Below are 26,613 nucleotides of genomic sequence, written 5' to 3' on the forward strand. Positions count from 1 at the left end.
TTCACGCGCATTTTTCGACGACAGCCCCGCCCGAACGCGACCGCCCGCGTTGAAAAGCGGGCGGCGCTGTCTTATGCAGCACGACAACATCCCGGCGCCGCAGGGTCAAGCGCCGAGCGACAACCCCGAGCAGAGCGGAGCGACCCCCGACAGCCATGGAACAGGCCCCACGATGCTGACAATCTTCCGCTGGCTTCTTCGGCTGACCGTGGGGCTGATCGTGCTGGGCCTGATCTCTGCCCTGCTGATCTGGTATTTCGCCATCCGCTCGCTGCCCGACTACAACGCCAGCTACCAGGTCGAGGGCATCGGCGCCCCGGTCGAGATCGTCCGTTCCACCGAGAACGTGCCGCATATCTTCGGCGAAAGCGACGAGGACGTGTTCTTCGCCCTGGGCGTCGCCCATGCGCAGGACCGGCTGTTCCAGATGACCGTGCTGCGCCGCGCCGCCCAGGGCCGGCTGTCCGAGATCTTCGGGGCGGGCAGCCTGCCCGCCGACGACCTGGCCCGCCGGCTGGGGCTCTATCGCAACGCCGTCACCTCGCTGGAGGCCCAGGACGAGCCGGTGAAACGGGCGCTGGCCGCCTATGCGGCCGGGGTGAACCAGTGGATCGCGCAGGTCAACCTGGGCGCGATGGGCCGGGGCGCCCCGGAATTCTTCCTGTTTCCCGACCAGATCACCTATTGGCAGCCCGCCGATTCCATCGCCATCCTGAAGCTGATGGCCGCCACCGCCAGCCGCTCGGCCGCCGACGAGATCCTGCGCGCCCGCCTGTCGCTGGCCTCGCCCGAACACGGCCCCGAGATCGTCTCGCTCAGCGGCAGCGGGCCGGTGCTGCAGCCCTATGCGGCGCTGTTTCCGGGCGCGCGGCTGGGCCTGCCGGAACGCCGCCGCGGCGATGCAGACCGGCAGCGCGACCTGATCGGCTTCATGGCGCCCGGCCTGGGGATCGGCGCCAACGGCTTCGCCGCCGCGCCCCAGCGGACGGCGGCGGGCGGCGCGCTGCTGGCCAACGACCCGCATGTCGCGCTGACGGCGCCCTCGCTCTTCTACCTGGCGCGGCTGGAACTGGCCTCGGGCGGGGTGATCGGCGCGACCGTTCCGGGCATCCCGGCGGTCCTGTCGGGACGCAATCCGCGCCTGGCCTGGGGGATGACCCCCGCCGCGCTGGACGACACCGACCTCTATATCGAGGAAGTCCAGCCCGGCAATGCCGCGCGCTATCGCGGGCTGACCGGCTGGACCGAATTCATGACCCGGCGCGAGGTGATCCGGGTCCTGGACGGGGCCGACCAGACCATCACCCTGCGCGAGACGGAAAACGGCCCGGTCGTCGGCAGCATCGATCCCGGCCTGCGCGACGTGCTGCCCATCGGCCATGTCGCGGCGCTGCGCTGGACCGGCCTCTCGGCCCAGGACCGCAGCATCTCGGCGCTGATCGGGCTGATGTCGGCGGGCGACCGCGACCAGGCCCGCACGGTCCTGTCGGGCTTCGTGGCCCCCGCCATGACCGTGACGCTGGCCGATGCCGAGGGCGTCGCCCAGGCGCTGATCGGCGCCCTGCCCCAGCGCCCCGACGACCACCCGACGCGCGGCGCCATGCCGGTGCCGGGCTGGCTGCGCGAAGGGCGCTGGACCGGCATCGTCCCCGCCACGCAGGCCGCCGACGAGGTGCCCGACATGGTCATCGCGACCGAGGAACCGCCTGGCGGAATGCGCCGCACGCGGCTCGACCGGCTGCTTCAGGAACGCGAGGTCCATTCGCGCGACAGCTTCATCGCCGCGCAGCTGGACACGGTCAGCCCGGCGGCCCGCGCGCTTCTGCCGCTGGTCGGCGCCGACCTGTGGTTCACCGGAGAGCCCGCCGCCCCCGGCACGCCCGAGCGCCAGCGCCAGGACGCCCTGCGCCTGCTGGCCGAATGGGACGGCGAGATGAACGAACACCTGCCCGAGCCGCTGATCTATGCCGCCTGGATGTCGGCGCTCCAGGACCGGCTGATCCGCGACGAGCTCGGCCCGCTGGCCGACGACATCACCCGGCTGCGCCCGGCCTTCATCGACGCGGTGTTCCGCAACCGCGGCGGCGCCGCCCGCTGGTGCGACATCGTCCAGAGCGCACCGGTCGAGGATTGCACCACCATCGCCCGCCAGGCGCTGGACCGCGCCATCCTGGACCTCGGCCAGCGCTTCGGGCCGGACGTGACCAGCTGGCGCTGGGGCGACCTGCACCAGGCGCGCCACATCCATCCCGGCCTCGGCGGCAGGACCGGGCTGGGCTGGATCATGAACCTGACGCAATCGGTCTCGGGCGGGGATTTCACCGTGGCGCAATCGGTCAGCCTCGGCCGCGGCCCGGCGCCCTGGCAGGCAGTGAACGGCGCGGGCTATCGCGGCGTCTACGACCTGGCCGATCCCGACAGCTCGGTCTTCATCATCTCGACCGGCCAGTCCGGCCATCCCTTCTCGCGCCATTACGACGACCTGGCCGGGCTATGGCGCCGGGGCGAATACATCTCGATGTCGCTCGACCCCGAACTGGCCCGCGCCGCCGCCGTCGGCACCACCCGCCTCACCCCAAGATAAGGCCGGCTTCTTCGTTGCCCCAATACCCTGCGGGGGAGTCGCGTGAAACGCGACGGGGGGCGCAAGGCCCCCCGCCGACCGTCCCGTCACGCGCGGCGATCAGGAATGGCGGCGATCAGAAATGAATCGCCCGACCATAGGCATCCAGCACCGATTCGTGCATCATCTCGGACAGGGTCGGATGCGGGAAGACCGTCTCCATCAGGTCCTGCTCGGTGGTCTCCAGCTGACGCCCGACGACATAGCCCTGGATCAGCTCGGTCACCTCGGCGCCGACCATGTGCGCGCCCAGCAATTCCCCGGTCTTCGCGTCGAAGATGGTCTTGACCAGCCCCTCGGGCTCTCCCAGCGCGATGGCCTTGCCGTTGCCGATGAAGGGGAAGCGGCCGACCTTGACCTGATAGCCCGCCTCCTTCGCCTTCGCCTCGGTCAGCCCCACGGACGCCACCTGCGGATGGCAATAGGTGCAGCCGGCGATGCTGGAGGGCTTGACCGGATGCGGATGCCCGCCGGCGATCAACTCGGCCACCATCACGCCTTCATGGCTGGCCTTGTGCGCCAGCCAGGGCGCCCCGGCCACGTCGCCGATGGCATAGAGACCCTCGACCCCGGTGCGGCAATATTCGTCGGTCACGACATGGGTGCGGTCCACCTTCACGCCCAGCTCTTCCAGGCCCAGGTTCTCGACATTGCCGACGATCCCGACGGCCGAGATCACCGTGTCGAACTCCTGCGTCTCGGTCTTGCCGCCCGCCTCGATATGGGCGGTCACGGTCGCGCCCTTGCGGTCCAGCTTCTTCACGCTGGCCTTTTCCAGGATCTTCATCCCCTGCTTGACGAAGGCCTTCTTCGCAAAGGCGCTGATCTCGGCATCCTCGACCGGCAGCACCCGGTCCATCACCTCGACCACCGTGGTATCGGCACCCAGCGTGTTGAAGAAGCTGGCGAATTCGATGCCGATCGCGCCCGAGCCGATGACCAGCAGCTTCCTGGGCATATGCGGCGGCTTCAGCGCGTGCTTGTAGTTCCAGACCAGCTTGCCGTCCGGCTCCAGCCCCGGCAGTTCGCGGGCCCGCGCGCCGGTGGCCAGCACGATGGATTTCGCGGTAATCTCCTCGCTGCCCTTGTCGGTCCTGACGCTGATCTTGCCGGGCGCGACCAGCCTGGCCTCGCCCATGATGGTCGTCACCTTGTTCTTCTTGAACAGATGTCCGATCCCGCCGGTCAGCTGCTTGGCCACCCCGCGAGAGCGGTCGACCACCTTGTCCAGGTCGAAGCCGATCTTCTCGGCGCTCAGGCCGAAATCCTTGGCCCGTTCCATCAGGTGGAACACCTCGGCGCTGCGCAGCAGGGCCTTGGTGGGTATGCAGCCCCAGTTGAGGCAGATGCCGCCCAGATGCTCGCGCTCGATACAGGCCACTTTCAGGCCAAGCTGCGCGCCTCGGATCGCGGCGACATAGCCACCGGGGCCGGCGCCGATCACCACCATGTCGAAATTCTGGGCCATGCAGTCCCCCACTTGATGAAGATAGTTCAGCGTTAAACCATTTTGCGCAGGTCAGCAAGCAGCGGCGGGCGCAAGCCCAGGGCAGCGGATCTGCGCGGCCTCGGCCAGCAGCTCGGGCTCAGCTTCCAGCGCCCGGATCGTGGCCCGATGGCCGCCGAATGCGCGCCGGCATCTCCAGCCCCTCGGTCGTCCGAACCCCTGCCACGGCAGCCTCGCGGATCGCTCATCCCGTCGGCTGACACTAGGTGGCACGCGGGCTTCCGGTCAAGAAGCCCCTTCCTGCGGGTCCTGTTCGCCGGCCTCGCCGGTCGTCTGCGCCTCGTCCAGCGCGGCCTCGACGGCCAGGGGCGTGGCGCTGTGGGCGATCACCGCGAAACTGCCCTGTTCCTGCGGGGTCAGGCCGCGACGCTGGGTCATGCGCCAGCCGGCATAGACGGCCAGCAGCAGCAGCAGCACCCCCATATGCACCCAATAGCCGTCGGGGCCGATCCAGTTCATCAGCCAGCCGGTGATGATCGGCCCGCCCATCGAGCCGATGCCATAGATGAACAGCAGCCCCGCCGAGGCCGAGGCCATGTCCGACTGGTCCAGGTAGTCGTTGGTATAGGCCAGCAGCAGCGCATAGATGGGATTGGCCATCCCCCCCATCAGCACCCCGGCCAGGATCAGCCCGGTGACGCCGGGCTGCACCGCCACCACCAGCAGCGTCGTCAGCGCCCCCAGCACCGACAGGATCAGCACCAGCTTGCGCCGGTCGGTGCGGTCCGAGATCCAGCCGACCGGATATTGCAGCACCAGCCCGCCGGCATAGATCGCCGCCACGAACAGCGAGATCTCGGCCACCGACAGGCCCATCGCCGCCCCCCAGACCGAGGACATCCCCGCCAGCGCCGCGAAGACGCCGCCCATCAGGAAGATCCCCACGCAACCCAGCGGCGATGCGCGGTAGAGCTTGCCGAAGGACATGCGCTTGATCGTCTCGAATTGCGGCGCGGGCTGGGCCGACAGCAGGATCGGCGTGAAGGCCAGCGAGACCAGCACCGAGGGGATGACGAACAGCATGAAGCCGGCCGGATCGCTGACATTCAGCAGCATCTGCGCGCTGACGATGCCCAGCATCTGCACGATCATGTAGGCCGACAGCGCCTGGCCCCGCGTCTCGTTCGTGGAGCCCGCGTTCAGCCAGCTTTCGGCGGTCACATAGACGCCGCAGAAGCAGAAGCCGATCAGGAAGCGCAGCACCGTCCAGGCGATCCAGTTCGGCCAGACCGCATAGACGATCAGGATGGCCGAGATCATCGACCCCAGCGCCGCGAAGACCCGCACATGGCCCACGGTCTTGATCATGTCCGGCACGGTCAGGCTGCCCAGCAGGAAACCGCCGTAATAGCCGGCCATGACCACCGACATCTCGAAGGTCGGGATGCCCTCGATCCCGCCCCGGATGCCCAGCAATGTGCCCTGCATCCCGTTGCCGACCATCAGCAGCAGGATCCCCAGCAGAAGGGGCCAGGTTGTGCGAAGTACCGAGGCCATGACGCGTTCCAGTCCACTGCCGGCGCGGCAGCGAATCCCTCCTAGCCCGAGACGGGTTTTCCGGCCAGCCCGGAACCGACGTCAGGGGATCAGCAGCGACGCGTCGCCATAGCTGAAGAAGCGATAGCCCGAGCGGACGGCATGGGCATAGATCTCGCGTATCCGCTGCTGTCCCATCAGGGCCGAGACCAGCATCAGCAGCGTCGATTTCGGCAGGTGGAAATTGGTCATCAGCCCGTCGATCACCCGGAATTGATGGCCGGGATAGATGAAGATGTCGGTCGTGCCGCTGAAGGGGCGCAGCGCGCCCTCGGGCGTGGCGGCCGATTCGACCAGCCGCAGCGCGGTCGTGCCCACGGCGATCACCCGCCGCCCCTCGGCCCTGGCGGCATTGACGGCGGCGGCGGCGGCCTCGGACACCTCGCCCCATTCGGCATGCATCCGGTGGGTGGTCACGTCCTCGACCTTGACCGGCAGGAAGGTGCCGGCGCCGACATGCAGCGTGACATGGGCGAACTCGACCCCGCGCGCGGCCAGCCCGTCCAGCAGCGGCTGGTCGAAATGCAGGCTGGCGGTGGGCGCCGCGACCGCGCCCTGACGCGCCGCCCAGACGGTCTGGTAATCCTGCAGGTCCTGCGCGTCGGGCGCCCGCAAGGCGGCGATATAGGGCGGCAGCGGCATCGCCCCGACCTCGGCCAGCGCCGCGTCGAACGCATCGCCCTCGGCGTCGAAACGCAGCCGCAGCGCGCCCTCGCCGATCGCCACCACCTCGGCCGACAGCGCCGCACCGAAGCGGATCACCTCGCCCTCGCGCAGCTTGCGCAGCGGCCTGGCCAGCGCCTGCCAGCCGTCGGCGGCCGGCTCCAGCAGCGTCACCTCGATCCGCGCCACCGCCTCGCCCTGGGCGGTCTTGCGCACCCGCGTCCCGCTCAGCCGGGCCGGGATCACCCGCGTGTCGTTCAGCACCAGCAGGTCGCCGGGCCGCAGGATGCCGGGAAGGTCGCTGACTCGGCGATCCTCGATGCCGCCCGCCTCGGCCAGCAGCAGCCGGGCCGAGCTGCGCGGCCGCGCGGGCCGGGTCGCGATCAGCCCCTCGGGCAGGTCGAAATCGAAATCGGACAGTTTCATGGCCCGCGCTTCTGCGCCCGACGGGGCGCCGGGTCAAGCATCCGTGACGGCCAAGTAAAAAACTCGGTCTTTACATCTCTGACGGAATCGCTAGGTTATGCGGCAACAGGAGCCATTCATGATCGTCTGCCACTGCACCCAGATCTCAGATCACGAGATTCACGCCGCGATCGAATGGATGCGCACCGCCGACCCGGACACGATCATCACGCCGGGGAAAATCTATCACGCACTCGGCAAGCGCGCCGATTGCGGAGGATGCATGCCGCTCTTTCTGGACACGATGCGTCATTGCGATAGTCTGGGCGTAGCCCCGCCGATTTTGCGGGCCAAACCAGCTATCAAGAAGGACAGCCAGGATGAAGGGCGACGCAAAGGTCATCGAATATCTCAACGCCGCGCTGCGGTCTGAACTGACGGCGGTCAGCCAGTATTGGCTGCATTACCGGCTTCAGGAGGACTGGGGCTACGGGCGCATCGCGGACAAGTCCCGCGCCGAATCGATCGAGGAGATGAATCACGCCGACCGGCTGATCCAGCGAATCATCTTCCTCGAGGGCCATCCCAACCTGCAGAAGCTCGACCCGCTCAGGATCGGCCAGAACCTCAAGGAAACGCTCGAGGCGGACCTGGCCGGCGAACATGACGCCCGCACCCTCTATATCGAGGCGCGCGACCATTGCGAAAGCGTCGGCGACCATGTCAGCAAGGTGCTGTTCGAGGATCTGATCTCGGACGAGGAAGGCCATATCGACTTCCTCGAAACCCAACTCGAGCTCTACGATTCGATCGGCGAGCAGAATTACGGGTTGCTGAACGCCAAGCCCGCCAACGAGGCCGAATAGCCGCGGCTTTCATCTTGGCCCAAATATCCCGGGGGGTGAGGCCCTCCGGGCCGAGGGGGGCAGCGCCCCCCTTCTTCCTTCGTTGACCCCGCTCAGCCCAGCCAGCGCCGCGCCAGGTCCGGCAGTTCCGCGAAATGGCTCAGCAGCGCCTCGGGCGCCAGCCGCCCGATTGCCTCGCCCTCGGGGCCGAAGGCGACCAGCGCCACCGGAACGCCCGCCGCCGCCGCCGTCCTGCGGTCGGTCTCGGTATCGCCGACCAGGAAGGAAGCCTCGACCGTCCCCCCGGCCGCCTCGACCGCGGCGCGATAGGGCCGCGGATCGGGCTTGCGCACCGGCAGCGTATCGGCGCCGACCAGCGCCGCGAAACGGTCCCGGACGCCCAGCTCGCGCAGCAGCGCCTCGGCCAGCGCCTCGGGCTTGTTGGTGCAGACGGTCAGCCGGAACCCGTCCCGCGCCAGCTCGTCCAGCGCCGCCTCGACGCCCTCGTAAAGCCGGGTATGGACCGCGATGGCGCCCGCGTAATTCTCCAGCAGCCGGGGAAAATCCTCGTCCTCGGCGCCCGGCGGCAGCAGGTGGCCGGGCCCGATCCGGCCATATCCCGCCCGCAGCATCGCCCGCCCGCCATGGAAGGCGATCAGCGCATCCGCGACGGGATCCAGCAGCGCCTCCAGCCCGCGCGCCCGAAAGCAGGCATTCGCCGCCGCGATCAGGTCGGACGAGGTATCCGCCAGCGTCCCGTCCAGATCGAAAACCACCGTTCCCGCCATCGCCGAATTCCCTCGCGTAATGTTTCGAAAACAAAGGTGAACGCAGGCACCCTTTCGCCCGCGCCCTTCCCCGATTAGAACGCCGGGCAAGGAAACGGAACCGATAAAGGGGCGGGCATGGCAGAGAATCCGGTCGCAGTCGTCATTCTGGCAGCCGGTCAGGGCAGCCGGATGCAATCGGACCTGCCCAAGGTCCTGCACCGCCTGGCGGGCGTGCCGCTGATCGCCCATGCCCTGGCCGCCGCCCGCAGCCTGGAGCCCGAGCAGGTCATCGTCGTGGCCGGCCATGGCGCCGATCAGGTCGGCCACGCCGTCGCCGACCTGGAGCCCGAGGCCCGCATCGTGCTGCAATCCCAGCAGCTGGGCACCGGCCATGCCGTGCGCCAGACCCTGCCCGAACTGGAGGGCTTCGAGGGCAAGGTGGTGGTGCTTTACGGCGACACCCCCTTCATCGGCCAGGACACGCTGGCCGCGCTGGCCAGCCATACGGCCGATATCGTCGTGCTGGGCTTCGAGGCCGAGGATCCGGGCCGCTACGGCCGCCTGGTCACCGGCGCGCGCGGGCTGGAGCGGATCGTCGAATACAAGGATGCCGACGCCGCCACGCGCCGGATCGCGCTGTGCAATTCCGGGGTGATGGCGCTGGACGCGGCGCTGCTGCGGCAGCTGATCGTGCGGCTGGGCAACGACAATGCCGCGGGCGAATACTATTTGACCGACCTTGTGGAACTGGCCCGCGCCGAGGGCCGCCGCGCCGATGTCGTCACCTGCGACGAAGAGGAAACGCTCGGCATCAACACCCGCGCCGAGCTTGCCGCCGCCGAGGCCGCCTTCCAGGCCCGCGCCCGCCGCGCCGCGCTGGAGGACGGGGTGACGCTCTCCGATCCCGGCACGGTCTGGTTCGCGCTGGACACGGTCGTCGGCCGCGACGCGATCATCGGCCAGAATGTCGTCTTCGGCCCCGGCGTCACCATCGAATCGGGCGCCGAGATCCTGCCCTTCTGCCACCTGACGGGCTGCCATGTCTCGGAAGGCGCCACGGTCGGCCCCTTCGCCCGGCTGCGCCCCGGCGCCGAGCTGGGCGCCGACGCCCATGTCGGCAATTTCGTCGAGATCAAGAACAGCGTGCTGGACGAGGGCGTGAAGGTCGGCCACCTGACCTATCTGGGCGACGCCACGATCGGCGAACATGCGAATATCGGCGCGGGCACCGTCACCTGCAACTATGACGGCGTGATGAAGCACCGCACCCGCATCGGCGCCCGCGCCTTCATCGGCAGCGACACGATGCTGGTCGCGCCGGTCAGCGTCGGGGACGCGGCGATGACCGGCTCGGGCTCGGTCATTACCCAGGATGTCCCGGACGGGGCGCTGGCGCTGGCGCGCGCGCGCCAGGTCAACAAGCCGGGCCTTGCCATTCGCCTGATGGACGCGCTGCGCGCGAAGAAGGAGAAGCGCTGACATGTGCGGCATCGTCGGAATCCTGGGCAATCACGAAGTCTCTCCGCAGCTGGTCGATGCGCTGCGCCGGCTGGAATATCGCGGCTATGACAGCGCCGGCGTCGCCACCGTGGACGCGCAGGGCCGGCTGGACCGGCGCCGCGCGGTGGGCAAGCTGGTGAACCTGTCGGACCGGCTGGTCCACGACCCGCTGCCCGGCCATTCCGGGATCGGCCATACCCGTTGGGCCACCCACGGCGCCGCGACCGAGAACAACGCCCATCCCCACCAGTCCGGCCCGGTCGCCGTCGTCCATAACGGCATCATCGAGAATTTCCGCGAGCTGCGCGAGGAGCTGGTCGCGCTCGGCCTCCAGCCGCAGTCGCAGACCGATACCGAGGTGGTGGCGCTGCTGACCGCCCATCACCTGGGCCAGGGGATGGACCCGCTTCAGGCGACGCGCGCCACCCTGGCCCGGCTGCAGGGCGCCTTCGCGCTGGCCTTCCTGTTTCAGGGCGAAGCCGACCTGATGATCGCCGCCCGCAAGGGCAGCCCGCTGGCCATCGGCCATGGCGAGGGCGAGATGTTCGTGGGTTCCGACGCCGTCGCGCTGGCCCCCTTCACCGACCGCATCACCTATCTGGAGGATGGCGACCACGCGGTCCTGACCCGCTCGGGCGTGCGCATCCATGACGGCGAGGGCCATCAGGTCAGCCGCCCCGCCAGCCGCATCGACGTGGGCAGCACCGCCATCGACCGGGGCGGCTATCGCCATTTCATGGCCAAGGAGATCGCCGAGCAGCCGGTGGTCCTGGGCGACGTGCTGAACCATTACGTCAAGGGCGACCGGATCGTGTTGCCGGACGGGCTGGACTTCGCCTCGGTCGACCGGCTGTCGCTGGTCGGCTGCGGCACCGCGCATTACGCCGGCCATGTCGCGAAATACTGGTTCGAACAGCTTGCCGGCCTGCCCTGCGACATCGACGTCGCCTCCGAGTTCCGCTATCGCGAGCCGCCGCTGTCGCCCGGCAGCTGGTTCATCGCCATCAGCCAGTCGGGCGAGACCGCCGACACGCTGGCCGCGCTGCATTACGCCAGGGCCCATGTCAGCCGCAGCATCGGCCTGGTCAATGTCGGCACCTCGGCCATCGCGCGGGATGCCGACATCGCCCTGCCGACCCTGGCCGGGATCGAGGTCGGCGTCGCCTCGTCCAAGGCCTTCACCTGCCAGCTGGCGGTGCTGGCGATCCTGGCCCTGAAGGCGGGCCATGACCGCGGCCGGATCGATGATGCCGCGCTGGCCGCGCATCTGGCGGACCTGCGCGCCATCCCCGGCCTTGTCCAGCAGGCTCTGCAGCTGTCCGATGCCTGCCGCCAGCAGGCCGACTGGCTGGCCGAGGCGCAGGACGTGCTGTATCTGGGCCGCGGCGCGCTGTTCCCCGTGGCGCTGGAAGGTGCGCTGAAGCTGAAGGAGTTGAGCTATATCCACGCCGAAGGCTATGCCTCGGGCGAGCTGAAGCACGGCCCCATCGCGCTGATCGACCGCAACGTGCCGGTGGTGGTGCTGGCCCCGCGCGACCGGCTGTTCGAGAAGACGGTTTCCAACATGCAGGAGGTCATGGCCCGCCACGGCCAGATCCTGCTGCTGTCGGACCAGGACGGGCTGGCCGAGGCCGCGGAAGGCACCCATGCCAGCCTGGCGATGCCCGCGGGCGGCGGGATCTTCCAGCCGATCGTCTATGCGGTGCCGATGCAATATCTGGCCTATCACACCGCCGTCGCCAAGGGCACCGACGTGGACCAGCCCCGCAATCTGGCGAAATCGGTGACGGTGGAGTAGCGAACGGGGCCATGCGCAACTTGCCGGGCGACCAGGGCGCCCGAAGCCTGATCCGGCAATCTGCGCGGCCAGTCGTGGATATCGGCATTGTCCGGCCGCGCTTCGCGACGTGGACCCTGCCGAAGCCGTGAAACCGGCGGGCGGAAGCCTGAAAGGCTGAGAGCCGATGCCGGCCAGGCGGCTTACGCGAAGCGCGTCAACCGCGCCGCCGCGACATCGGCCAGCACCGAGATCGCCAGCGAGGATGCGTCTCTCGTCGGGCCGAACATGCCGATGGGGGCCTTGATCCGGGCGATGTCCGCCTCGGCGATCCCCTGGTCGCGCAGACGCTCGACACGGGCGCGATGTGCCTTCATGCTGCCCATGGCGCCGATGTAAAATCCCGGCGATTGCAAGGCCTTCAGAAGGACAGGCAGTTCGGCGTCCGGATCATGGTGCAGAACGGCGATGGCGGTATGGGCGTCCGCCATCCCCTCGATTGCATGGATCGCCCGCGCCGGATCCAGCACCAGAATGTCATATCCCGCGCAGGCGGCCAGTCGCGCCAGTGCCTGCGCCTCGATCGAGCGGCCCGAGATCATCAGCCGGGTTACAGGGCGATAGACCGACAGGAAGCCCGTGCCGTCCCATCCGGCGCGCTCTGGCACCGGCGCGCAGGTCAGCGCCTGCGTCTGCGGGGAATAGCGCAATGCGGCGGGCCGGCGCGCCTCCAGGCATCGCAGGACGCAGTCGATCGCCTCCACGTCCCGCAGCACATGGATGGCAACGGTGATGCCGCCGCCGCAGGGCAGGACGATGTCGAAGAAGGGCGAGCCTTCGCCATAGGCCACCGTCCGGTCACGCCCTTCGGCCATGGCCAACATGGCCTCGGTCGCGACCGCCGCCTCGACGCAGCCACCCGACACGAAGCCCGCATGACCGCCATCCGCCGCGATGACGACATGCGCGCCCAGTGCCCGCGCCGCGCCGCCGCGAATGCCGGTCAGGGTCGCGATCGCGACCGGGCCCCGCCCGAAGCTGGCCAGCGCGAAACGCAGCAGTTCCGCCGGATCATCGGTCTCCAGCGCCCGGACCGGCGTCGGCAGCCTGTTAACTGTGTCCGTTTCGTTCAACTCATGCCTCGCGGGAAAATCGGTTGCCCGGTCGGGCGCGTCGATGGCAGGCGCCTCGGCGCCTGCCGCCATGGGAAAGCCGGACCTCAGGCCTCTCCTCCTTCTTCCAGATCGAGTTTCGACAGGGGCAGGCTGCGCACGCGACGCCCGGTCAGGGTCGAGACCGCATTCGCCACCGCGGGCGGCACGCCCGGCACGCCCGGTTCGCCGATGCCGCCCATGGGCGCCCCGCTTTCGACGATGCGCACATGGACGCGCGGCATCATCTCCGGCGTCAGGATCGGATAGCCGTCGTAATTGCGCGCCTGCGGCATGCCGTCCACATAGACGACCTCCTCGAACAGCGCAGAGGACAGCCCCAGCGCGACCGCCGAATTCACCTGCGCCTCGATGATCGCCGGGTTGACGATGCTGCCCGGATCGATGGCGACCCAGATGTCATGCACGACGACCTGGCCCTGCCGGATCGAGACCTCGGCGATCGTCGCCACCTCGCTGCCGAAGGGCGAGGCCATCGCGACGCCGCGCGCGCGCCGGCTGCCGTCCCCGGCCTCGAACGGGCCGCGCTTCCAGCCGCCGGACAGATCGGCGACCGCCTCCAGCAGGTTTCTGTGCCGCGGGCTGTCCGCCAGCAGGCGGTGGCGCAGCTCATAGGGATCCTGCTGCCCGGCATCGGCCATTTCGTCGAAGAAGGTCTCATAGAAGAAATCGTTCATCGAATGGCCGACCGAGCGCCAGAAGCCGATGATCGCCGGATCATCGACATGGACATGGCCGACGCGACGGTTCGGGATCGCATAGAGCTTGCCGGCGACGCCTTCGACGGCGGAGCTGTCGACCTTGTCCGGCTCGCGCCCGAACCAGCGGCCGGCCGGCCCCTCGCCCGCCGTCACCGCGTGCAGGGCCACCGGCAGCCCGTCATCGTCCAGCCCCGCGCGGAAGCGCGCGACGGAGATGGGGCGCAGGGTGTCGCGCAGGAATTCCTCCTCGCGGCTCCAGATCAGCTTGACGGGGCGGCCCACGGCTTTCGCCAGCAGGATCGCCTGCGGAAACGGATTCGCGGACTGATACAGGAAATGCCGCCCGAAGAAGCCGCCCAGCATCGGCGAATGGATGATGACCTGCTCGGGGGCGAGGCCTGCCACCCGCGCCGCGTCGGCCTGGAACATCTCGGGCGCCTGGTTCGGGACCCACAGCTCCAGCGTGCCATCATCGTTCCAGCGCGCCAGCGCCGAGGGCGGCTCCAGCTGGCCATGCGCCAGGTAGGGCGCGTCATAGCTCGCCTCGACCACATGCGCCGCGCCGGCAAGCGCGGCGGCGGCGTCGCCTTCCGCCTCGAAATCGATGCCGTCGCCGGTCGTCCCCTTCAGCTGGGCCAGATGCGCTTCGGTCGAAAACTCGGCCGGCATGGCATGGGCCGTGCCCTGCGCGGGTTCGCTCCAGGTCACCTGCAGCGCCTCGACCGCCATCCGGGCGCGCCACCAGCTGCTGGCGACCACCGCCACCGCGCCGGGCAGCCGGTGGATCGAGTGGACGCCGGGCATGGCGCCGACCTCGGATTCGTTCTGCAGCTCATCCGGCTCGCCGCCCAGACGCGGGCTGTGCTGGACGGCGGCGTGCAGCATCCCCTCTAGCGAAAGATCGATGGTGTATTGCGTCTTGCCGGTCGATTTGTCCTGCGCATCCAGCCGCTGGACCGGCTTGCCGATCCAGCGGAAATCGGCGCTGTCGCGCAGGGCCGCATCCTCGGGCACCGGCAGGCCGGCAGCGGCATCGGCCAGATCGCCATAGGGCAGGCCGCGCCCCGACGCCGCATGGACCACGCGCCCCGGTTCGGTCGAAAGCTCGTCCACCGGCACGTCAAGCTGCGCCGCCGCCGCCTGCAGCAGCATCATCCGCGCCGAGGCGCCCAGCCTGCGCATGGCATCATAGCTCATGCGCACCGACATGCTGCCGCCGGTAAAGCGCCCGCCGCCGACCAGCAGGTAATCCGGGCCGGGAGGCGCGTTCTCGACGGAAAAATTGGCCGGATCGACGTCCAGTTCCTCGCCGACGATCTGCGCCAGGGCGGTGAAGACGCCCTGCCCGCCCTCGTTGAAGGCGCTGCGGAACAGGACGGTGCTGTCGGGGCGGATCTCAAGGAAGGCGGAAACGCGGCTGCCGGGGGCGATGGTTTCCGCCGCCTGCGCAAGGGCGCGCCTCGCCGGCAGGTTCACCCCAAGCACCAGCGCCCCGAGCGAGGCGCCGATGAAGCCGCGACGCGACAGCTTGAACGGCTTGCCGGTCTGGCGGGCGTTGTGGAACATGTCGTTCATTTTCCGCCCCCCTACGCCTGCGCCGCGTCGCGGACGGCCGCCGCGATGGCGTTATAGGTGCCGCAGCGGCACAGATTGACCATCGCGCCCGCGATGTCGTCGTCGTCCGGCTGCGGGGTTTCCTTCAGCAGCGCCGTTGCCGCCATCACCTGCCCCGACTGGCAATAGCCGCATTGCGGCACCTGGTGGGCGACCCAGGCCTGGACCACCTTGCGGCCGACCGGATCGTCCTCGACGGCCTCGATGGTGGTGATCTCGGCCCCGGCCACGCTGTCCACCGGGGTCACGCAGGATCGCGTCGCCATGCCGTCGACAAGCACCGTGCAGGCCCCGCATTGCGCGACGCCGCAGCCATATTTGGTGCCGGTCATGCCCAATTCGTCGCGCAGCACCCAGAGAAGCGGGGTATCGGGCTCGATATCGATCTGGTGCGTGGTTCCGTTGATCGTCAGATCCATGGGTTTGCTCCTCAGCTTTGAAGTGGCACGGGGACGTTTCGGCCGCTGCTTCAGACACCCGGTCGAGCATTGCGGTGATCCCACCACCTGGCGAGGGAAGGATCCCCCGACATGGCGCAAATGTCCATCATATCATTGATGAGAGCCCGGTTTCAGGCGCAGATCATCGATTTCCTCAATGAATTGGAGGCTTTCCGCGATCTCGTTTTCGTTTGGGCGACTGCCCCCCGTCGTGCTGTGCCCGGTCCGGCGCCGGAGGGGGTTCTTACGGCGCCGACATCACGTCGCGTCGTGGAAGATGATCCCCAGCGTGTGGCGCCGGCCGCTTCGGAGGGTGCTGACGCCGTGGCGCATGTTCACGCGGTAATCGCCCCGGCTGCCGCGCACCGGGCGGTGATGCACGGCGAAGGCGACGGCATCGCCCTGGCGCAGCGGCACGACCTCGGCCCGGCTCTGCATCCGGGGGCGCTGTTCGGTCAGCACGAACTCGCCGCCGGTGAAATCGCGCCCAGGCTCGGACAGCAGGAAGGCCACCTGCAGGGGAAAGGCCAGGTCGCCGTAAAGGTCCTGGTGCAGGCAGTTGAAATCGCCCGGCCCGTATTGCAACAGCAGCGGCGTCGGGCGGGTCTGGCCCGCCGCATGGCACTGCTGCAGGAAGGCCTCCAGCGTGCCGGGATAGCGGGTGCCGATCGCCATGCGCGCGTTCCAGCCATTCGCCACCGCCGCCAGATGCAGATAGAGCCCGGCGCGCAGTTCCGCCACCAGGTCCGGCAGCGGATAGCTGAAATAGCGGTATTCGCCCTGGCCGAAGCCGTGCCGGGCCATGTGGATATGGCTGCGGAAATGGCCTTCCTGCGGATAGAGCGCCGCCAGATCGCGGCACTCGGCGGCCGTCAGCAGGCCGGGCAGGATCGCGCAGCCATGCCGGTCCAGTTCCGCCCCGAAACCCGCCCAGTCCCGCGCGGCCAGCCGCTGCTGCAAGGTCGCGGGGGCGCTCATGCCTGGGCCTCCTTCTCCAGCAGCGCGCGCTTGCGCGGGACGCCCCAGCGATAGCCCGAGAGGCCGCCATCGGTCCGCACCACGCGGTGGCAGGGGATCGCGACGGCGATGTGGTTCGCGGCGCAGGCGCCGGCCACCGCGCGGGTGGCGCGCGGCGCGCCGATGCGGCGGGCGATCTCGGCATAGCTGGCGGTCCGGCCCGGCGGTATGTCGCGCAGCGCCTGCCAGACGCGGGTCTGGAAGGCCGTTCCGCGAATGTCCAGCGGCAGGTCCAGCCCGATCCCCGGCGCCTCGACGAAGCCGACCACCTGCGCGACCAGCGCCGCGAAATCCGCGTCGTCGCCCGTCAGCCGGGCCTGCGGAAAGCGGTCCTGCAACGCGCGCACCAGCGCATCGGGATCGTCGCCCAGGCTGATCGCGCAGATGCCCCGGCCGCTTTGCGCCACCAGGATCGCGCCAAGCGAGCATTGCCCGACCGCGAAGCGGATATCGGCATCCCTGCCGCCCTGCCGGTAGGCCGAGGGCGCCATGCCCAGCATCTGGGGCGACTGTTCGTAGAAGCGGCTGCTGGCGTTGAAGCCGGCGGCATAGATCGCATCGGTGACGCTGGCGGCCTCGGGCAGTTCCGCGCGCAGGCGCCCTGCCCGATGCGCCGCCGCATAGGCCCGTGGCGTCAGCCCGGTGATCGCCTTGAACTGGCGGTGGAAATGATGCGGGCTCATCCCGACCTTCCCGGCCAGGTCGTCGAGCCGCGGCACCTCCTCGGCCCGTTCGATGATCCGGCAGGCCTCGGCGACGATGGCCGCATTCGCCTGGGCCGACGACTGGCCGCGGGGATTGCAGCGCAGGCAGGCGCGGAAGCCGGCGGCCTCGGCCTGGTCGGGCGTGTCGAAGAAGGACACGTTTTGCGGCTTCGCCTTGCGCGAGGGGCAAGAGGGGCGGCAATAGACGCCCGAGGTCCGCACCGCATAGACGAAGGCGCCGTCGCAGGCCAGATCGCGGGCAAGGACGCCCTGCCAGCGCGGGTCGCGTTCGGTTTCCGTCTTGGTCATCATCGCCAGTTCCATCGCTCGGCTCCTTCCATCACATAGGTCGTGATGATAGGCGCCGCCACCGCCCCGCCGCGTCCCGACCCTTGCTTTCAAATCCGAAGGGCAGGCCCGGCAGCGGGACAAGCGCCGCTGCCGCCGCTTCCGCTGGTCCGGCCTTTGATCCGGCGGGTCAGGCGCCCGCCATCCGGTGCCGCCCGATGGGCAGCATCATCGGCCGCCCCGAGACCGGGTCCGGGATGATCCGGCTGTCCAGCCCGAAGACCGCCCGCACATTCGCCGCCGTCAGCACCTCGTCCGGGCTGCCCGACACATGCAGCCGCCCCGCCGCCATCGCCACCAGGTGATCGGCATAGCGCGCGGCAAGGTTCAGGTCGTGCAGCACCATCACGATGGTCGTGCCGCGCCGCTGGTTCAGGTCGCACAGCAGGTCCAGCACCTCGACCTGATGGGCGATGTCCAGGAAGGTCGTCGGCTCGTCCAGCAGCAGCAGGTCGGTCTCCTGCGCCAGCGCCATCGCGATCCAGACGCGCTGGCGCTGCCCGCCCGACAACTCGTCCACGGCGCGCTCGGCCAGGTCGGTGGTGCGGGTGGCCTCCAGCGCGGCGGCGACGGCCTCGTCGTCGGCGCGGTTCCAGCGCGACAGGATGCCGTGATGCGGATGGCGGCCGCGGCTGACCAGGTCGGCGACGGTGATCCCCTCGGGCGCCACGGGCGATTGCGGCAAGAGGCCCAGCACCTGCGCCAGCTTGCGCGGCGCCATGCGATGCACTGCCTTGCCGTCCAGCAGCACCTGCCCGCCGCGCGGCGCCAGCAGCCGCGACATCGCGCGCAGCAGCGTCGATTTCCCGCAGGCATTGGCCCCGACGATCGCCGTCACCCGGCCCGGCAGCACGTCGAGGTTCAGCCCCTGAAGGATCAGCCGGTCGCCATAGCCGGCCGACAGCTGCTGGACGGAAAGGGTATGGGCGGTCACAGCGACGCTCCGGTGCGGTTGACGTGGATGATGAGGTAGATCAGGTAGGGCGCGCCAAGCGCCCCGGTCACGACGCCGACCGGATAGCGCCCCGGCAGCAGGAACTGCCCCGCATAGTCGCCGGCCAGCACCAGCGCCGCGCCCACCAGCGCGGCGGGCAGCAGGGCCGAGCCGTTCGGCCCGACGATCCGCGCCGCGATCGGCCCGGCCAGGAAGGCGACGAAGGAGATCGGCCCGACCACCGCCGTCGCCACCGCGATCAGCCCGACCGCCGCGACCACCACGACCGCGCGGGTCCGCCCGACATCGGTGCCAAGCGCCGAGGCCGCGTCGTCGCCCAGCCGCAGCGCCTCCAGATCCCGCGTGCGCATCACCAGAAGCCCGCCGAAGACCAGCAGCGACAGCAGCACCGGCACGGCCTGCGCCAGCTGCGCGCCGTTCAGGCTGCCCGCCAGCCAGCGGATCGCCTCTTGCAGGTCCCACGAGGGCGCGCGCGACAGCGTGTAGGAGATGAAGCTCTGCATCATCGCCTGCACGCCGATGCCGACCAGGATCAGCCGCGTGCCCGCGACGCCGCCGCGAAAGGACAGCGCATAGATCGCGATCGCGACGCCAAGCCCGGCGACGACCGCAAAGACCGACACCGCCGCGCCGTCGAGGCCCATGACGACGATGGCGAAGACCGCCGCGGCGCTGGCGCCCGAGCTGATGCCGATGATGTCGGGGCTGGCCAGCGGGTTGCGCAGCATGATCTGGAAGGCCGCGCCGCCAAGGCCGAAGGACAGGCCCGCAAGGATCGCCAGGACCGCGCGCGGGAGGCGCAGCTGGCCGACGGTGAAAGAGGCGCCCGGCACCTCCTGCCCGGCCAGCACCCGCAGCACGTCCTGCGGCGGGGTGAAGCTCTGGCCCAGCATCAGCGTGACGGCAAACCCCGCCGCCAGCAGGACCAGCGCCGTCCAGATCACCCGGCTGCGGTAACGCGCGCGGCGCAGGCGCCCGGCGGTGATGGCCTCGGCGGTCATAGGTCCCGGACCCTCTGGCGGCGGACGATCCAGATGAAGAAGGGCGCGCCGATGAAGGCGGTGACGATGCCCACGTCCAGCTCTGCGGGGCGGGCGATGATGCGGCCGGCGACGTCGGAGGCGACCAGCAGCGCCGCGCCGGTCAGGGCCGAGAAGGGCAGCAGCCAGCGATGATCGACCCCCACCAGCAACCGGCACAGATGCGGCACGATCAGCCCGACGAAGCCGATGGGCCCGCAGACCGCCGTTGTCGCTCCGCAGAGCAGGATCGCCGACAGCGCCGCCATGGCGCGCGCAAGTGCGACACGCTCGCCCAGTCCCGCCGCCATCTCGTCCCCAAGCGCCAGAGAGTTCAGCTTGCGCGCCGAGGCCATCGCCAGCAAAAGCCCCGCCGCCAGGAAGGGCAGCACGGGCCCCATCCGCGCGAAGGTCGCCCCGCCGACGCCGCCGATCTGCCAGGCCTGCAGGCCGCCGGCGATGTCGCCGCGCGTCAGCATCACCGCCACCACCAGCGAATAAAGCGCGATCGAGGTCGCCGTCCCCGCCAGCGCCAGCTTCAGCGGCGTCGCGCCGCCCCGGCCAAGCGAGCCGATGGCATAGACGAAGACCGCCGTCGCGCCCGCGCCGAGGATCGCGACCCAGATGAAGCTCTGCGCGGCGCTGATCTGGAACCACGCCACCGCGACGACGACGGCCAGCGCCGCGCCGGTATTCACCCCCAGGATGCCCGGATCGGCCAGCGGATTGCGCGTCACGCCCTGCATCAGCGCCCCCGAAAGACCAAGGGAGGCGCCGGCCAGAACCGCCAGGACCGTGCGCGGAATGCGCGCCGAGACGGCGGCCTGCGCAATCGTGCCGACCTCGCCTCGCAGCCCGGCAAGGATGTCGTCAAGCCCCACCTGCCGCGTGCCGATGGCCACCGACAGCGCGCCAAGCAGCAGCAGCGCGGCCAGCACCACAACCAGCCACAGCAGGCGCGCGCGCGCCGGGCTGCGCAGCGGGATGGTCGCGGCCTCGGTCATTCGGCTTTCTGCGCGGCCTCGGCCAGCATGGCGACGTAATCGTCCAGCACCCAGGCGATGCCCAGGGGCGTCGGATTCGCCGCGTTCCCGACCGGATCGTTCTTCAGCATGACGATGCTGTCATTGGCGACGGCGGGCATGTGGCTGACCAGCGGATCGACCTTCATCGCGGCCAGAAGCAGCAGGCTGCCATAGGTCACGACGATGTCCACATCCTCGAAGGCGTCGATGTTCTCGGCGCTGACCGAGCCGGCGAACCTGCCCGGCTGGCTGGCGTCCACGACGCTTTTCGGCATGGAAAGGCCAAGATCCTGGAAGAACTTCACCCGCGTGTCGTTGGCCGTGTAGAAATTCACGACGCTGAGATTCGTGGTGTCCAGATGCGTCACGAACATCGCGGTCTTGCCCTGCAAGGCGGGATGCGCGGCCAGCGTGTCGGCGATCTGCGCCTCCATCGCCGCGATCAGCGCCTCGCCCTCGGCCGCCATGCCCATGCCCGCGCTGTTCATGCGGATCATCTGCCGCCAATCGGTGGTCCAGGGCGAGTCCGGGTAGGCGACGACCGGGGCGATCCGGCTCAGCGTGTCGTAATCGGCCTGCGTCAGCCCGGAATAGGCGGCCAGGATCACGTCGGGGGCGGTCGCCGCGACGGCCTCGAAATCGATGCCGTCGCCCTCGTCGAACAGGGCGGGGGTGTCCTCGCCCAGTTCGGCCAACTTCTCCTCGACCCAGGGCAGCACGCCATCGCCATCGTCATCGCCGTAATTCGCCGCCGCCATGCCCACCGGCACCACCCCCAGCGCCAGCGGCACCTCGTGATTTCCCGAGGCGACCGTCGCCACCCGCTGCGGCTTTTCCGTGATCGTCGTGGTGCCGAAGGCGTGCGGGATGCTGACGGGAAACCCGGCCTCATCCGCAGGGGCGGGGGCGGCAGTCGTCATCAGGACCAGCATCGCAGGGCGCAGAATCCGCATCGTCATGGCCTTTCCTGGCAGGTTTGCCTGCGGATTTCCCGCGCAAGGGGACATGCGTCAACCCGTGCCGGCCAGGGTATCCGCATTTTCCCAAAGATTCCGACAAAAAAAGTGGGATTCTACAAGACAGGCCCGCGCCGCCGGCCCTAGAAGCGCCGCCAGCATGATCGCCACGCCGTCCCTGCCCCAGCCTCGGGCCCTGCCCCAGACTCGGGCGCGGAGGGCTTGACGTCATTCCAGGGCCAGCCAGCCTCGGACCCCTTCTGATCCGCAGGCAGCCAGCAGCAACGACAACATCCATGCGGGACCTTGAACCATGGCACATGACATCCGGCGCGGCCCCCGCCGCCACCTTACCGCCCTGCTGCTGGGCTGCACCGCGCTGATCGCATCCCCGGCGCTTGCCCAGGAAACCGTCCCGCCGGAATCCGGGGCGGGAACCGAGGACGCGCCGCTGCGGCTTTCGCCGATCATCATCAGCGCCAGCGGCCCGTTCGACGACGATGCGAACACGATCGTCGCCAGCGAATTGTGGGTCGGCGGCAAGGTGGCGACCAGCATCCTCGACACCCCGGCCTCGGTGTCGGTCATCACCGAAAAGGAAATCCGCGACCGCAGGGCGACCACGCTGGAAGAGGTGCTGAGCTATTCGGCGGGCATCCATACCGATTATTACGGGACGGACGACCGCAACGAATATTACCTGGTGCGCGGGTTCCAGGCGACGACCTATCGCGACGGGCTGACCCTGGGCTCGATGCGCGCGACGCGCGAAGAACCCTTCGCCTATGAGCGGGTCGAGGTCATCCGCGGCGGCAACTCGACGCTGTTCGGCACCTCGGATCCGGGCGGCACGATCAACTTCGTGACCAAGCAGCCGCGTTTCGAGCGTTTCGGCGAAGCCTACGGCTCGATCGGATCGCCGCGCAACGCGGAATACGGCTTCGACCTGGGCGACACGCTGGACGCGGACCAGACGCTGGCCTGGCGCCTGACCGCCAAGGTCCAGGACGGCGAGCGGGAATACGACCATTCGCGCAACGATTCCACCTTCCTGATGGGTGGCCTGAGCTGGCAGCCGAGCGCGGTGACGAAGCTCAGCGTCATCGCGGATTACCTGAAGCGCGAGAACACGCCCAACAGCGGCGGCTATCCGCTGGATCGCGAATATGACCGCAGCGACTTCTTCGGAGAGCCGGACTTCAACTATCAGAACGTGGAACGCTCCAGCATCAGCGCCCTATTCGAGCATGAGTTCGACAGCGGCCTGCGCCTGCGGGCGAACCTGCGCTACAGCGACCTGAAAAGCGATTTCGGCTATGTCTATCTGTCGGATAGCGCGGCCCGCGTCGGCACGATGGTGGACCGCTGGTATTTCGGCGGCGATTCCACGGCCAGGGAACTGATCGGCAACGTCGTCCTGCAATACGACCGCAGCTTCGACAGCTTCGACAGCAGCACCCTGGGCGGCATCGAGTTCCGCGACGCGTCGGCGACAGAGCTGCCTTTCTATGGCCTCTATACGCCGATCGACGTGGCCAATCCGGTCTATTCGGGTGCGCCGGGCGCATTGGCTGCACCTTACCGGCTTCGCGAGAACGACTATCGGACGCAGTCGCTTTTCGTGCAGCAGAACATTTCCTTCAACGACCAGTTCATCGCGACGGTTGGTCTGCGCCACGACTGGCTGGATATTTCCAGCAAGGGCTGGAATCTGACGGACGGCGTTCGGGTCCCCTACGACGAAAGCAACGATTATTCGCAAACCTCATATCGAGCCGCACTGACCTACAAGTTCAGCCCCGAAATCTCGGCCTACGCCAGTTATGTCGAATCCGTGGCACCTCCGAACATGGAGAACGTGGGGGCCGAGTTGCAGCGAGGCGAGCAGTATGAACTGGGCCTGAAATATCAGCCGCTTGGCACGAACGCGCTGATCTCGGCCTCGATCTATGACCTGACCAAGAACAACGTCTCCGTCGCCGTCGTCGATCCAGATACCGGCAACATCACCCGCGAACTGGTCGGCGAACAGCGCGTGCGCGGCTTCGACCTGGAGGGCAAGGCCGAACTGGCGAACAATCTCGACCTGATCGCCTCCTATTCCTACATGGATTCCAAGGTCGTTCGGTCCGACCCGATCCGGGGCGTCGACGTCGAAGGCAACGAGTTCGCGGAAGTGCCGAACCACATGGCGTCGCTGTGGCTGAACTATACGCTCGAAGGCAATGAAAGCCGCGGCGACATGCGCTTCGGCCTGGGCGCGCGCTATATCGGGTCGTATTTCCATGCGATCTCGAACGATACCGGCAAGGCCGATGCGTCGGTCACGCTGGATGCGGCCTTCAACTACCAGGTGCAGGAGAACACGAACCTGGCCATCAATATCAGCAACCTGCTGGACGAGCAGCATGTCGTCGGGCGGGGCACGGCGGATTACTACAATCCGGGCCGCACCGTGGCGGTGACGCTGCGCCACAGCTGGTAAGGCCTGCGGGCCCGGCCGTCGGTGTCGCGATGGCCGGTCCCTCAGCCGACCAGCTGCATCCGCCGCCAGGCGGCGGGCGTTTCCCCGGCGACCTGGCGGAACACGCGCGTCAGATGCGCCTGGTCGGAAAAGCCGATCTGGGCCGCGATATCGGCGACGGTCAGGTCGGTCTGGACCAGCAGCTTCTGCGCCTGACCGATACGCTGCGCCATCTGCCATTGCAGCGGCGTCTGCCCGGTGGTCTGCTTGAACACCGTCGCGAACCAGCTTTCCGACAGCCCCACGGTCGCGGCCATCTCGGCCACGGTCAGGCGATGGTCGCCGGCCTTTTCGAGACGCGCGACAAGGCGGTTCATCTGCGCCGGGGTCAACCCGCCGCTGGCACGCCCGGCGGCGTCATCGGGAATATCCAGAAGCCCGGTCACGATGCTGCCGACCAGGCTTTCGGCGAAAACCGCGTGGCGCGAGGGCTGTGCGACCTCTCCGACCAGAAGCCCGGCAAGGGTGTGGATCGCATCGGCGTCCTGGATCTCGACCGGGCGGCGCAGCGCGGCCAGGGCGGCGGAGGCCCCCACCGTCGGCGTCAGGAATCGCATCATCCGGTCCTTGTGGATATGCAGGTCCAGATGCGCGAAGACGTGATGGCCGGTAAAGCGCGACCACATCGGCACGCCCGCCGGGACATAGAGCGCCCGCATCATCGGCCGCCCGCTGCGCCGCATCTGGTCGTCGCGGTTCGAGATCAGGATATGCGCGGACACGTCGTCGAAGAAGAACATGATGCGCGGGTCGGGCGACAGATAATAGCCATGCGCATCGGCCTGCCCCTCGGCCTGCCAATAGACGCTGACCAGCCCGTCCAGCCCGCGCCATTTCATCGGCGACACGCAGCTGATGCCATTGGTGTAACAGATCATGGAGTGACGATAGCTCATCGTCCGAAAGCCCCGCTCGTGCTGAGTATCCAGATGGCGTGCCTGTCAGGCGCGGCGCGGCGGGCGCGAGGCGTCATCTCTGGGAAGCTATCCATTGTCGATCACGCATGATGGGGGAAACGGCCGGCCTTGGCAATATCGGGGGCGATGGCGGCGCATGGTGGTGCCGATCGGTGCCCCTGTCTTGCGCACGGAGGGCTGGGCGCCCTCCGACACATGGCAAGACCTCACCGGGCGACGGTGGCGACCAGGCCGCCCGGATGCGGGACGGTCGCGCCGACCAGCTCGGCCGGAGAAGCCAGTTCCGGCAGCTTCCAGGCCAGGTCCAGCGCATCGCGGGTTTGTTCCTCGCCGATGACCAGCGCCGACTGGCGCAGGAATTTATCGTCCAGTTCCTCATTGGTCAGCGGGCGTTCGACGCTGCCGATCGCGTGTTCAACATGATGATCGATCCGCCGCCCGTCCTGCATGACAAGCGTGATCCGCACCTCGTCCTCGGCGATGTCGCCCGCCGTCGCGGTGACCTTGTCGCGCAAGGCGATGACACGGGGATCAAGGGCGATCTCATCGGTGAAGGCCGTGGGTGATCCGTCACCGTGCAGCAAGGCGACGGCCGCGGCGTGATAGACGCTGAACTTGGTTTCCAGGCCGGTCTGCGGCCTGCGTTTTCCGGTCAGTTCCAGCACCAGCGGATGCGTGGTCAGCTGGACCGAGGCAATGCCGGCCACGTCCGCGCCCAGCTGCTTGCGCAACTGGCGGCATCCGTCGATGGTGGGGTGAATGACGATCCCGCAGGCGAAGGGCTTGTAGCTGTTCAGCGCGGCCTCCCAACGGCTGCCCAGATCTCCGAGAATTTCGGTATAGTCCTGCTTGTCCGAAAGAACGTTGGCAAAGCCGCGCGGCGCCTCGATGCCGCGCAGCGAGCTGTCGAAACCGGCCTCGGCCAGAAAGGCCGCCGCCGCGCCGTTCTGCGCCGCGCGCCCGGGATGCAGGCTCTTGCACATCGTCCCGAACATCTCTCGCAGCCCCGAGGACTGGGTGGCCGCGATCCCGAGCGCCCAGGTCGTCCGTTCCGCGTCCAGTCCCAGCAGTTTGGACATTGCCGCCGCGGCGCCGAAGACGCCCGCAGTCCCGGTGATATGCCAGCCGCGGTCGTAATGATGCGGATAGACGGCGTTGCCGATGCGGCATTCCACCTCGACCCCGACGATCAGCGCATCCAGCAGATCGGCGCCCGAGACCGGCCGGTATCCGGCCACCGCCATCAGCGCCGAGGCGACCGGCCCGGCGGGATGGATGATCGTCTTCATATGGGTGTCGTCATAATCCAGCACATGCGAGGTGATGCCGTTGAACAGCGCGGCATGCAGAACATCGGTCCTTTCCCCGCGCCCGATCACCCCAGCCTGGGGCTGGCCTGCAAAGGGGGCAAGCGCCGCGATCGCGCGGTCTGCGGTGACATGGTTCGCCCCCCCGATCGCGCAGCCGAACCAGTTGACGAAGGTGCGCAGACCTTCGGCCCGAACGGCGTCGGGAATATCCTGGGCGCGGAGTGCAACAATCCATTCCGCAAGATTGCGGGTCACCGAAATGTCGGTCATTTCATAGCCTTTCAG

Annotated in this window: 21 protein-coding genes; 6 read left to right on the forward strand and 15 right to left on the reverse strand. The window is 68.7% G+C overall.

The features are described 5' to 3' along the window. The first annotated feature begins 172 nt into the window (after window positions 1-172). Window positions 173-2,584, forward strand: coding sequence for a penicillin acylase family protein (locus C9E82_RS14900; protein ID WP_119900485.1), 2,412 nt, complete (start codon window positions 173-175; stop codon window positions 2,582-2,584). A gap of 115 nt (window positions 2,585-2,699) precedes the next feature. Here the strand turns inward: C9E82_RS14900 and lpdA are convergent, their stop codons facing one another. From lpdA to queA, 3 genes are all read right to left on the reverse strand, one after another. After that, window positions 2,700-4,091: a dihydrolipoyl dehydrogenase gene (lpdA, locus tag C9E82_RS14905; protein WP_119900484.1), complete on the reverse strand. Its 1,392-nt coding sequence runs from the start codon at window positions 4,089-4,091 to the stop codon at window positions 2,700-2,702. Window positions 4,092-4,355: 264 nt separating this feature from the next. Continuing rightward, on the reverse strand, window positions 4,356-5,627 hold the full coding sequence (locus tag C9E82_RS14910; protein WP_119900483.1) for an MFS transporter: 1,272 nt from the start codon (window positions 5,625-5,627) through the stop codon (window positions 4,356-4,358). 81 nt (window positions 5,628-5,708) lie between these two features. Next, complete coding sequence (gene queA, locus C9E82_RS14915; protein WP_119900482.1) at window positions 5,709-6,755, reverse strand: tRNA preQ1(34) S-adenosylmethionine ribosyltransferase-isomerase QueA; 1,047 nt, start codon at window positions 6,753-6,755, stop codon at window positions 5,709-5,711. A gap of 118 nt (window positions 6,756-6,873) precedes the next feature. Here queA and C9E82_RS14920 point away from each other — a divergent pair, with 118 nt between their 5' ends. Both C9E82_RS14920 and bfr read left to right on the forward strand, forming a co-directional pair. Then, window positions 6,874-7,167: a (2Fe-2S)-binding protein gene (locus C9E82_RS14920; RefSeq protein ID WP_090610708.1), complete on the forward strand. Its 294-nt coding sequence runs from the start codon at window positions 6,874-6,876 to the stop codon at window positions 7,165-7,167. Then, complete coding sequence (bfr, locus tag C9E82_RS14925) at window positions 7,115-7,600, forward strand: bacterioferritin (protein WP_119900481.1); 486 nt, start codon at window positions 7,115-7,117, stop codon at window positions 7,598-7,600. Before C9E82_RS14920 ends, bfr begins: the two co-directional genes overlap by 53 nt. A 92-nt stretch (window positions 7,601-7,692) precedes the next feature. Here the strand turns inward: bfr and C9E82_RS14930 are convergent, their stop codons facing one another. Beyond that, window positions 7,693-8,367, reverse strand: coding sequence for an HAD-IA family hydrolase (locus C9E82_RS14930; RefSeq protein ID WP_122449314.1), 675 nt, complete (start codon window positions 8,365-8,367; stop codon window positions 7,693-7,695). Between the two features lie 117 nt (window positions 8,368-8,484). On the opposite strand from C9E82_RS14930, the gene glmU reads away from it, so the two are divergent. Together glmU and glmS are read left to right on the forward strand one after the other, a co-directional pair. Beyond that, entirely contained in the window at window positions 8,485-9,828 is a 1,344-nt protein-coding gene (gene glmU, locus C9E82_RS14935) for a bifunctional UDP-N-acetylglucosamine diphosphorylase/glucosamine-1-phosphate N-acetyltransferase GlmU (protein ID WP_119897068.1), read from the forward strand. 1 nt (window position 9,829) lies between these two features. Then, window positions 9,830-11,647: a glutamine--fructose-6-phosphate transaminase (isomerizing) gene (gene glmS, locus C9E82_RS14940; protein ID WP_119897067.1), complete on the forward strand. Its 1,818-nt coding sequence runs from the start codon at window positions 9,830-9,832 to the stop codon at window positions 11,645-11,647. Window positions 11,648-11,829: 182 nt separating this feature from the next. On the opposite strand, the gene C9E82_RS14945 is transcribed toward glmS, so the two are convergent. The 9 genes from C9E82_RS14945 to C9E82_RS14985 all read right to left on the reverse strand — a co-directional run bounded on the left by C9E82_RS14945 (window position 11,830) and on the right by C9E82_RS14985 (window position 21,580). Continuing rightward, entirely contained in the window at window positions 11,830-12,759 is a 930-nt protein-coding gene (locus tag C9E82_RS14945; RefSeq protein WP_240643443.1) for an XdhC family protein, read from the reverse strand. A gap of 86 nt (window positions 12,760-12,845) precedes the next feature. Beyond that, the gene (locus C9E82_RS14950; RefSeq protein WP_119897065.1) at window positions 12,846-15,074 is read right to left on the reverse strand and encodes a xanthine dehydrogenase family protein molybdopterin-binding subunit; all 2,229 of its coding nucleotides are present in this window, start codon (window positions 15,072-15,074) and stop codon (window positions 12,846-12,848) included. An 11-nt stretch (window positions 15,075-15,085) separates the two neighbouring features. Further along, a complete protein-coding gene (locus tag C9E82_RS14955; RefSeq protein ID WP_119897064.1) occupies window positions 15,086-15,532 on the reverse strand; it encodes a (2Fe-2S)-binding protein in 447 nt (148 codons plus the stop codon). A gap of 279 nt (window positions 15,533-15,811) precedes the next feature. Continuing rightward, on the reverse strand, window positions 15,812-16,531 hold the full coding sequence (locus tag C9E82_RS14960; RefSeq protein ID WP_119897063.1) for a 2OG-Fe(II) oxygenase: 720 nt from the start codon (window positions 16,529-16,531) through the stop codon (window positions 15,812-15,814). After that, window positions 16,528-17,598 carry a bifunctional DNA-binding transcriptional regulator/O6-methylguanine-DNA methyltransferase Ada gene (gene ada / locus C9E82_RS14965; RefSeq protein WP_240643442.1) on the reverse strand — a complete coding sequence of 357 codons (1,071 nt, stop codon included), beginning with the start codon at window positions 17,596-17,598 and terminating at the stop codon, window positions 16,528-16,530. The genes C9E82_RS14960 and ada overlap by 4 nt, the downstream gene beginning before the upstream one ends. Window positions 17,599-17,752: 154 nt before the next feature. Then, a complete protein-coding gene (locus C9E82_RS14970) occupies window positions 17,753-18,556 on the reverse strand; it encodes an ABC transporter ATP-binding protein (RefSeq protein WP_119897062.1) in 804 nt (267 codons plus the stop codon). After that, window positions 18,553-19,578, reverse strand: coding sequence for a FecCD family ABC transporter permease (locus tag C9E82_RS14975; protein WP_119897061.1), 1,026 nt, complete (start codon window positions 19,576-19,578; stop codon window positions 18,553-18,555). Before C9E82_RS14975 ends, C9E82_RS14970 begins: the two co-directional genes overlap by 4 nt. Next, window positions 19,575-20,600, reverse strand: a complete 1,026-nt coding sequence (locus C9E82_RS14980; RefSeq protein WP_119897060.1) for a FecCD family ABC transporter permease — start codon at window positions 20,598-20,600, stop codon at window positions 19,575-19,577. Before C9E82_RS14980 ends, C9E82_RS14975 begins: the two co-directional genes overlap by 4 nt. Continuing rightward, the gene (locus C9E82_RS14985; RefSeq protein ID WP_119897059.1) at window positions 20,597-21,580 is read right to left on the reverse strand and encodes an iron-siderophore ABC transporter substrate-binding protein; all 984 of its coding nucleotides are present in this window, start codon (window positions 21,578-21,580) and stop codon (window positions 20,597-20,599) included. The genes C9E82_RS14980 and C9E82_RS14985 overlap by 4 nt, the downstream gene beginning before the upstream one ends. Before the next feature lie 310 nt (window positions 21,581-21,890). On the opposite strand from C9E82_RS14985, the gene C9E82_RS14990 reads away from it, so the two are divergent. Then, window positions 21,891-24,062, forward strand: a complete 2,172-nt coding sequence (locus C9E82_RS14990) for a TonB-dependent siderophore receptor (RefSeq protein WP_119897058.1) — start codon at window positions 21,891-21,893, stop codon at window positions 24,060-24,062. 41 nt (window positions 24,063-24,103) lie between these two features. Here the strand turns inward: C9E82_RS14990 and C9E82_RS14995 are convergent, their stop codons facing one another. Then, window positions 24,104-24,979: a helix-turn-helix domain-containing protein gene (locus tag C9E82_RS14995; protein ID WP_119897057.1), complete on the reverse strand. Its 876-nt coding sequence runs from the start codon at window positions 24,977-24,979 to the stop codon at window positions 24,104-24,106. 245 nt (window positions 24,980-25,224) lie between these two features. Then, window positions 25,225-26,598, reverse strand: coding sequence for an MmgE/PrpD family protein (locus C9E82_RS15000; RefSeq protein ID WP_119897056.1), 1,374 nt, complete (start codon window positions 26,596-26,598; stop codon window positions 25,225-25,227). Window positions 26,599-26,613 lie beyond the last annotated feature (15 nt).

Origin of the sequence: Paracoccus sigandri (assembly GCF_003709565.1) — a bacterium.
Taxonomy (GTDB): Bacteria; Pseudomonadota; Alphaproteobacteria; order Rhodobacterales; family Rhodobacteraceae; genus Paracoccus; species Paracoccus siganidrum.

Coding starts and splice junctions, on each gene's coding strand:
- C9E82_RS14900 (WP_119900485.1), top strand. CDS start 173: ATGCTGACAATCTTCCGCTGGCTTCTTCGGCTGACCGTGGGGCTGATC.
- lpdA (WP_119900484.1), bottom strand. CDS start 4,091: ATGGCCCAGAATTTCGACATGGTGGTGATCGGCGCCGGCCCCGGTGGC.
- C9E82_RS14910 (WP_119900483.1), bottom strand. CDS start 5,627: ATGGCCTCGGTACTTCGCACAACCTGGCCCCTTCTGCTGGGGATCCTG.
- queA (WP_119900482.1), bottom strand. CDS start 6,755: ATGAAACTGTCCGATTTCGATTTCGACCTGCCCGAGGGGCTGATCGCG.
- C9E82_RS14920 (WP_090610708.1), top strand. CDS start 6,874: ATGATCGTCTGCCACTGCACCCAGATCTCAGATCACGAGATTCACGCC.
- bfr (WP_119900481.1), top strand. CDS start 7,115: ATGAAGGGCGACGCAAAGGTCATCGAATATCTCAACGCCGCGCTGCGG.
- C9E82_RS14930 (WP_122449314.1), bottom strand. CDS start 8,367: ATGGCGGGAACGGTGGTTTTCGATCTGGACGGGACGCTGGCGGATACC.
- glmU (WP_119897068.1), top strand. CDS start 8,485: ATGGCAGAGAATCCGGTCGCAGTCGTCATTCTGGCAGCCGGTCAGGGC.
- glmS (WP_119897067.1), top strand. CDS start 9,830: ATGTGCGGCATCGTCGGAATCCTGGGCAATCACGAAGTCTCTCCGCAG.
- C9E82_RS14950 (WP_119897065.1), bottom strand. CDS start 15,074: ATGAACGACATGTTCCACAACGCCCGCCAGACCGGCAAGCCGTTCAAG.
- C9E82_RS14955 (WP_119897064.1), bottom strand. CDS start 15,532: ATGGATCTGACGATCAACGGAACCACGCACCAGATCGATATCGAGCCC.
- C9E82_RS14960 (WP_119897063.1), bottom strand. CDS start 16,531: ATGAGCGCCCCCGCGACCTTGCAGCAGCGGCTGGCCGCGCGGGACTGG.
- ada (WP_240643442.1), bottom strand. CDS start 17,598: ATGGAACTGGCGATGATGACCAAGACGGAAACCGAACGCGACCCGCGC.
- C9E82_RS14975 (WP_119897061.1), bottom strand. CDS start 19,578: ATGACCGCCGAGGCCATCACCGCCGGGCGCCTGCGCCGCGCGCGTTAC.
- C9E82_RS14980 (WP_119897060.1), bottom strand. CDS start 20,600: ATGACCGAGGCCGCGACCATCCCGCTGCGCAGCCCGGCGCGCGCGCGC.
- C9E82_RS14985 (WP_119897059.1), bottom strand. CDS start 21,580: ATGACGATGCGGATTCTGCGCCCTGCGATGCTGGTCCTGATGACGACT.
- C9E82_RS14990 (WP_119897058.1), top strand. CDS start 21,891: ATGGCACATGACATCCGGCGCGGCCCCCGCCGCCACCTTACCGCCCTG.
- C9E82_RS14995 (WP_119897057.1), bottom strand. CDS start 24,979: ATGATCTGTTACACCAATGGCATCAGCTGCGTGTCGCCGATGAAATGG.
- C9E82_RS15000 (WP_119897056.1), bottom strand. CDS start 26,598: ATGACCGACATTTCGGTGACCCGCAATCTTGCGGAATGGATTGTTGCA.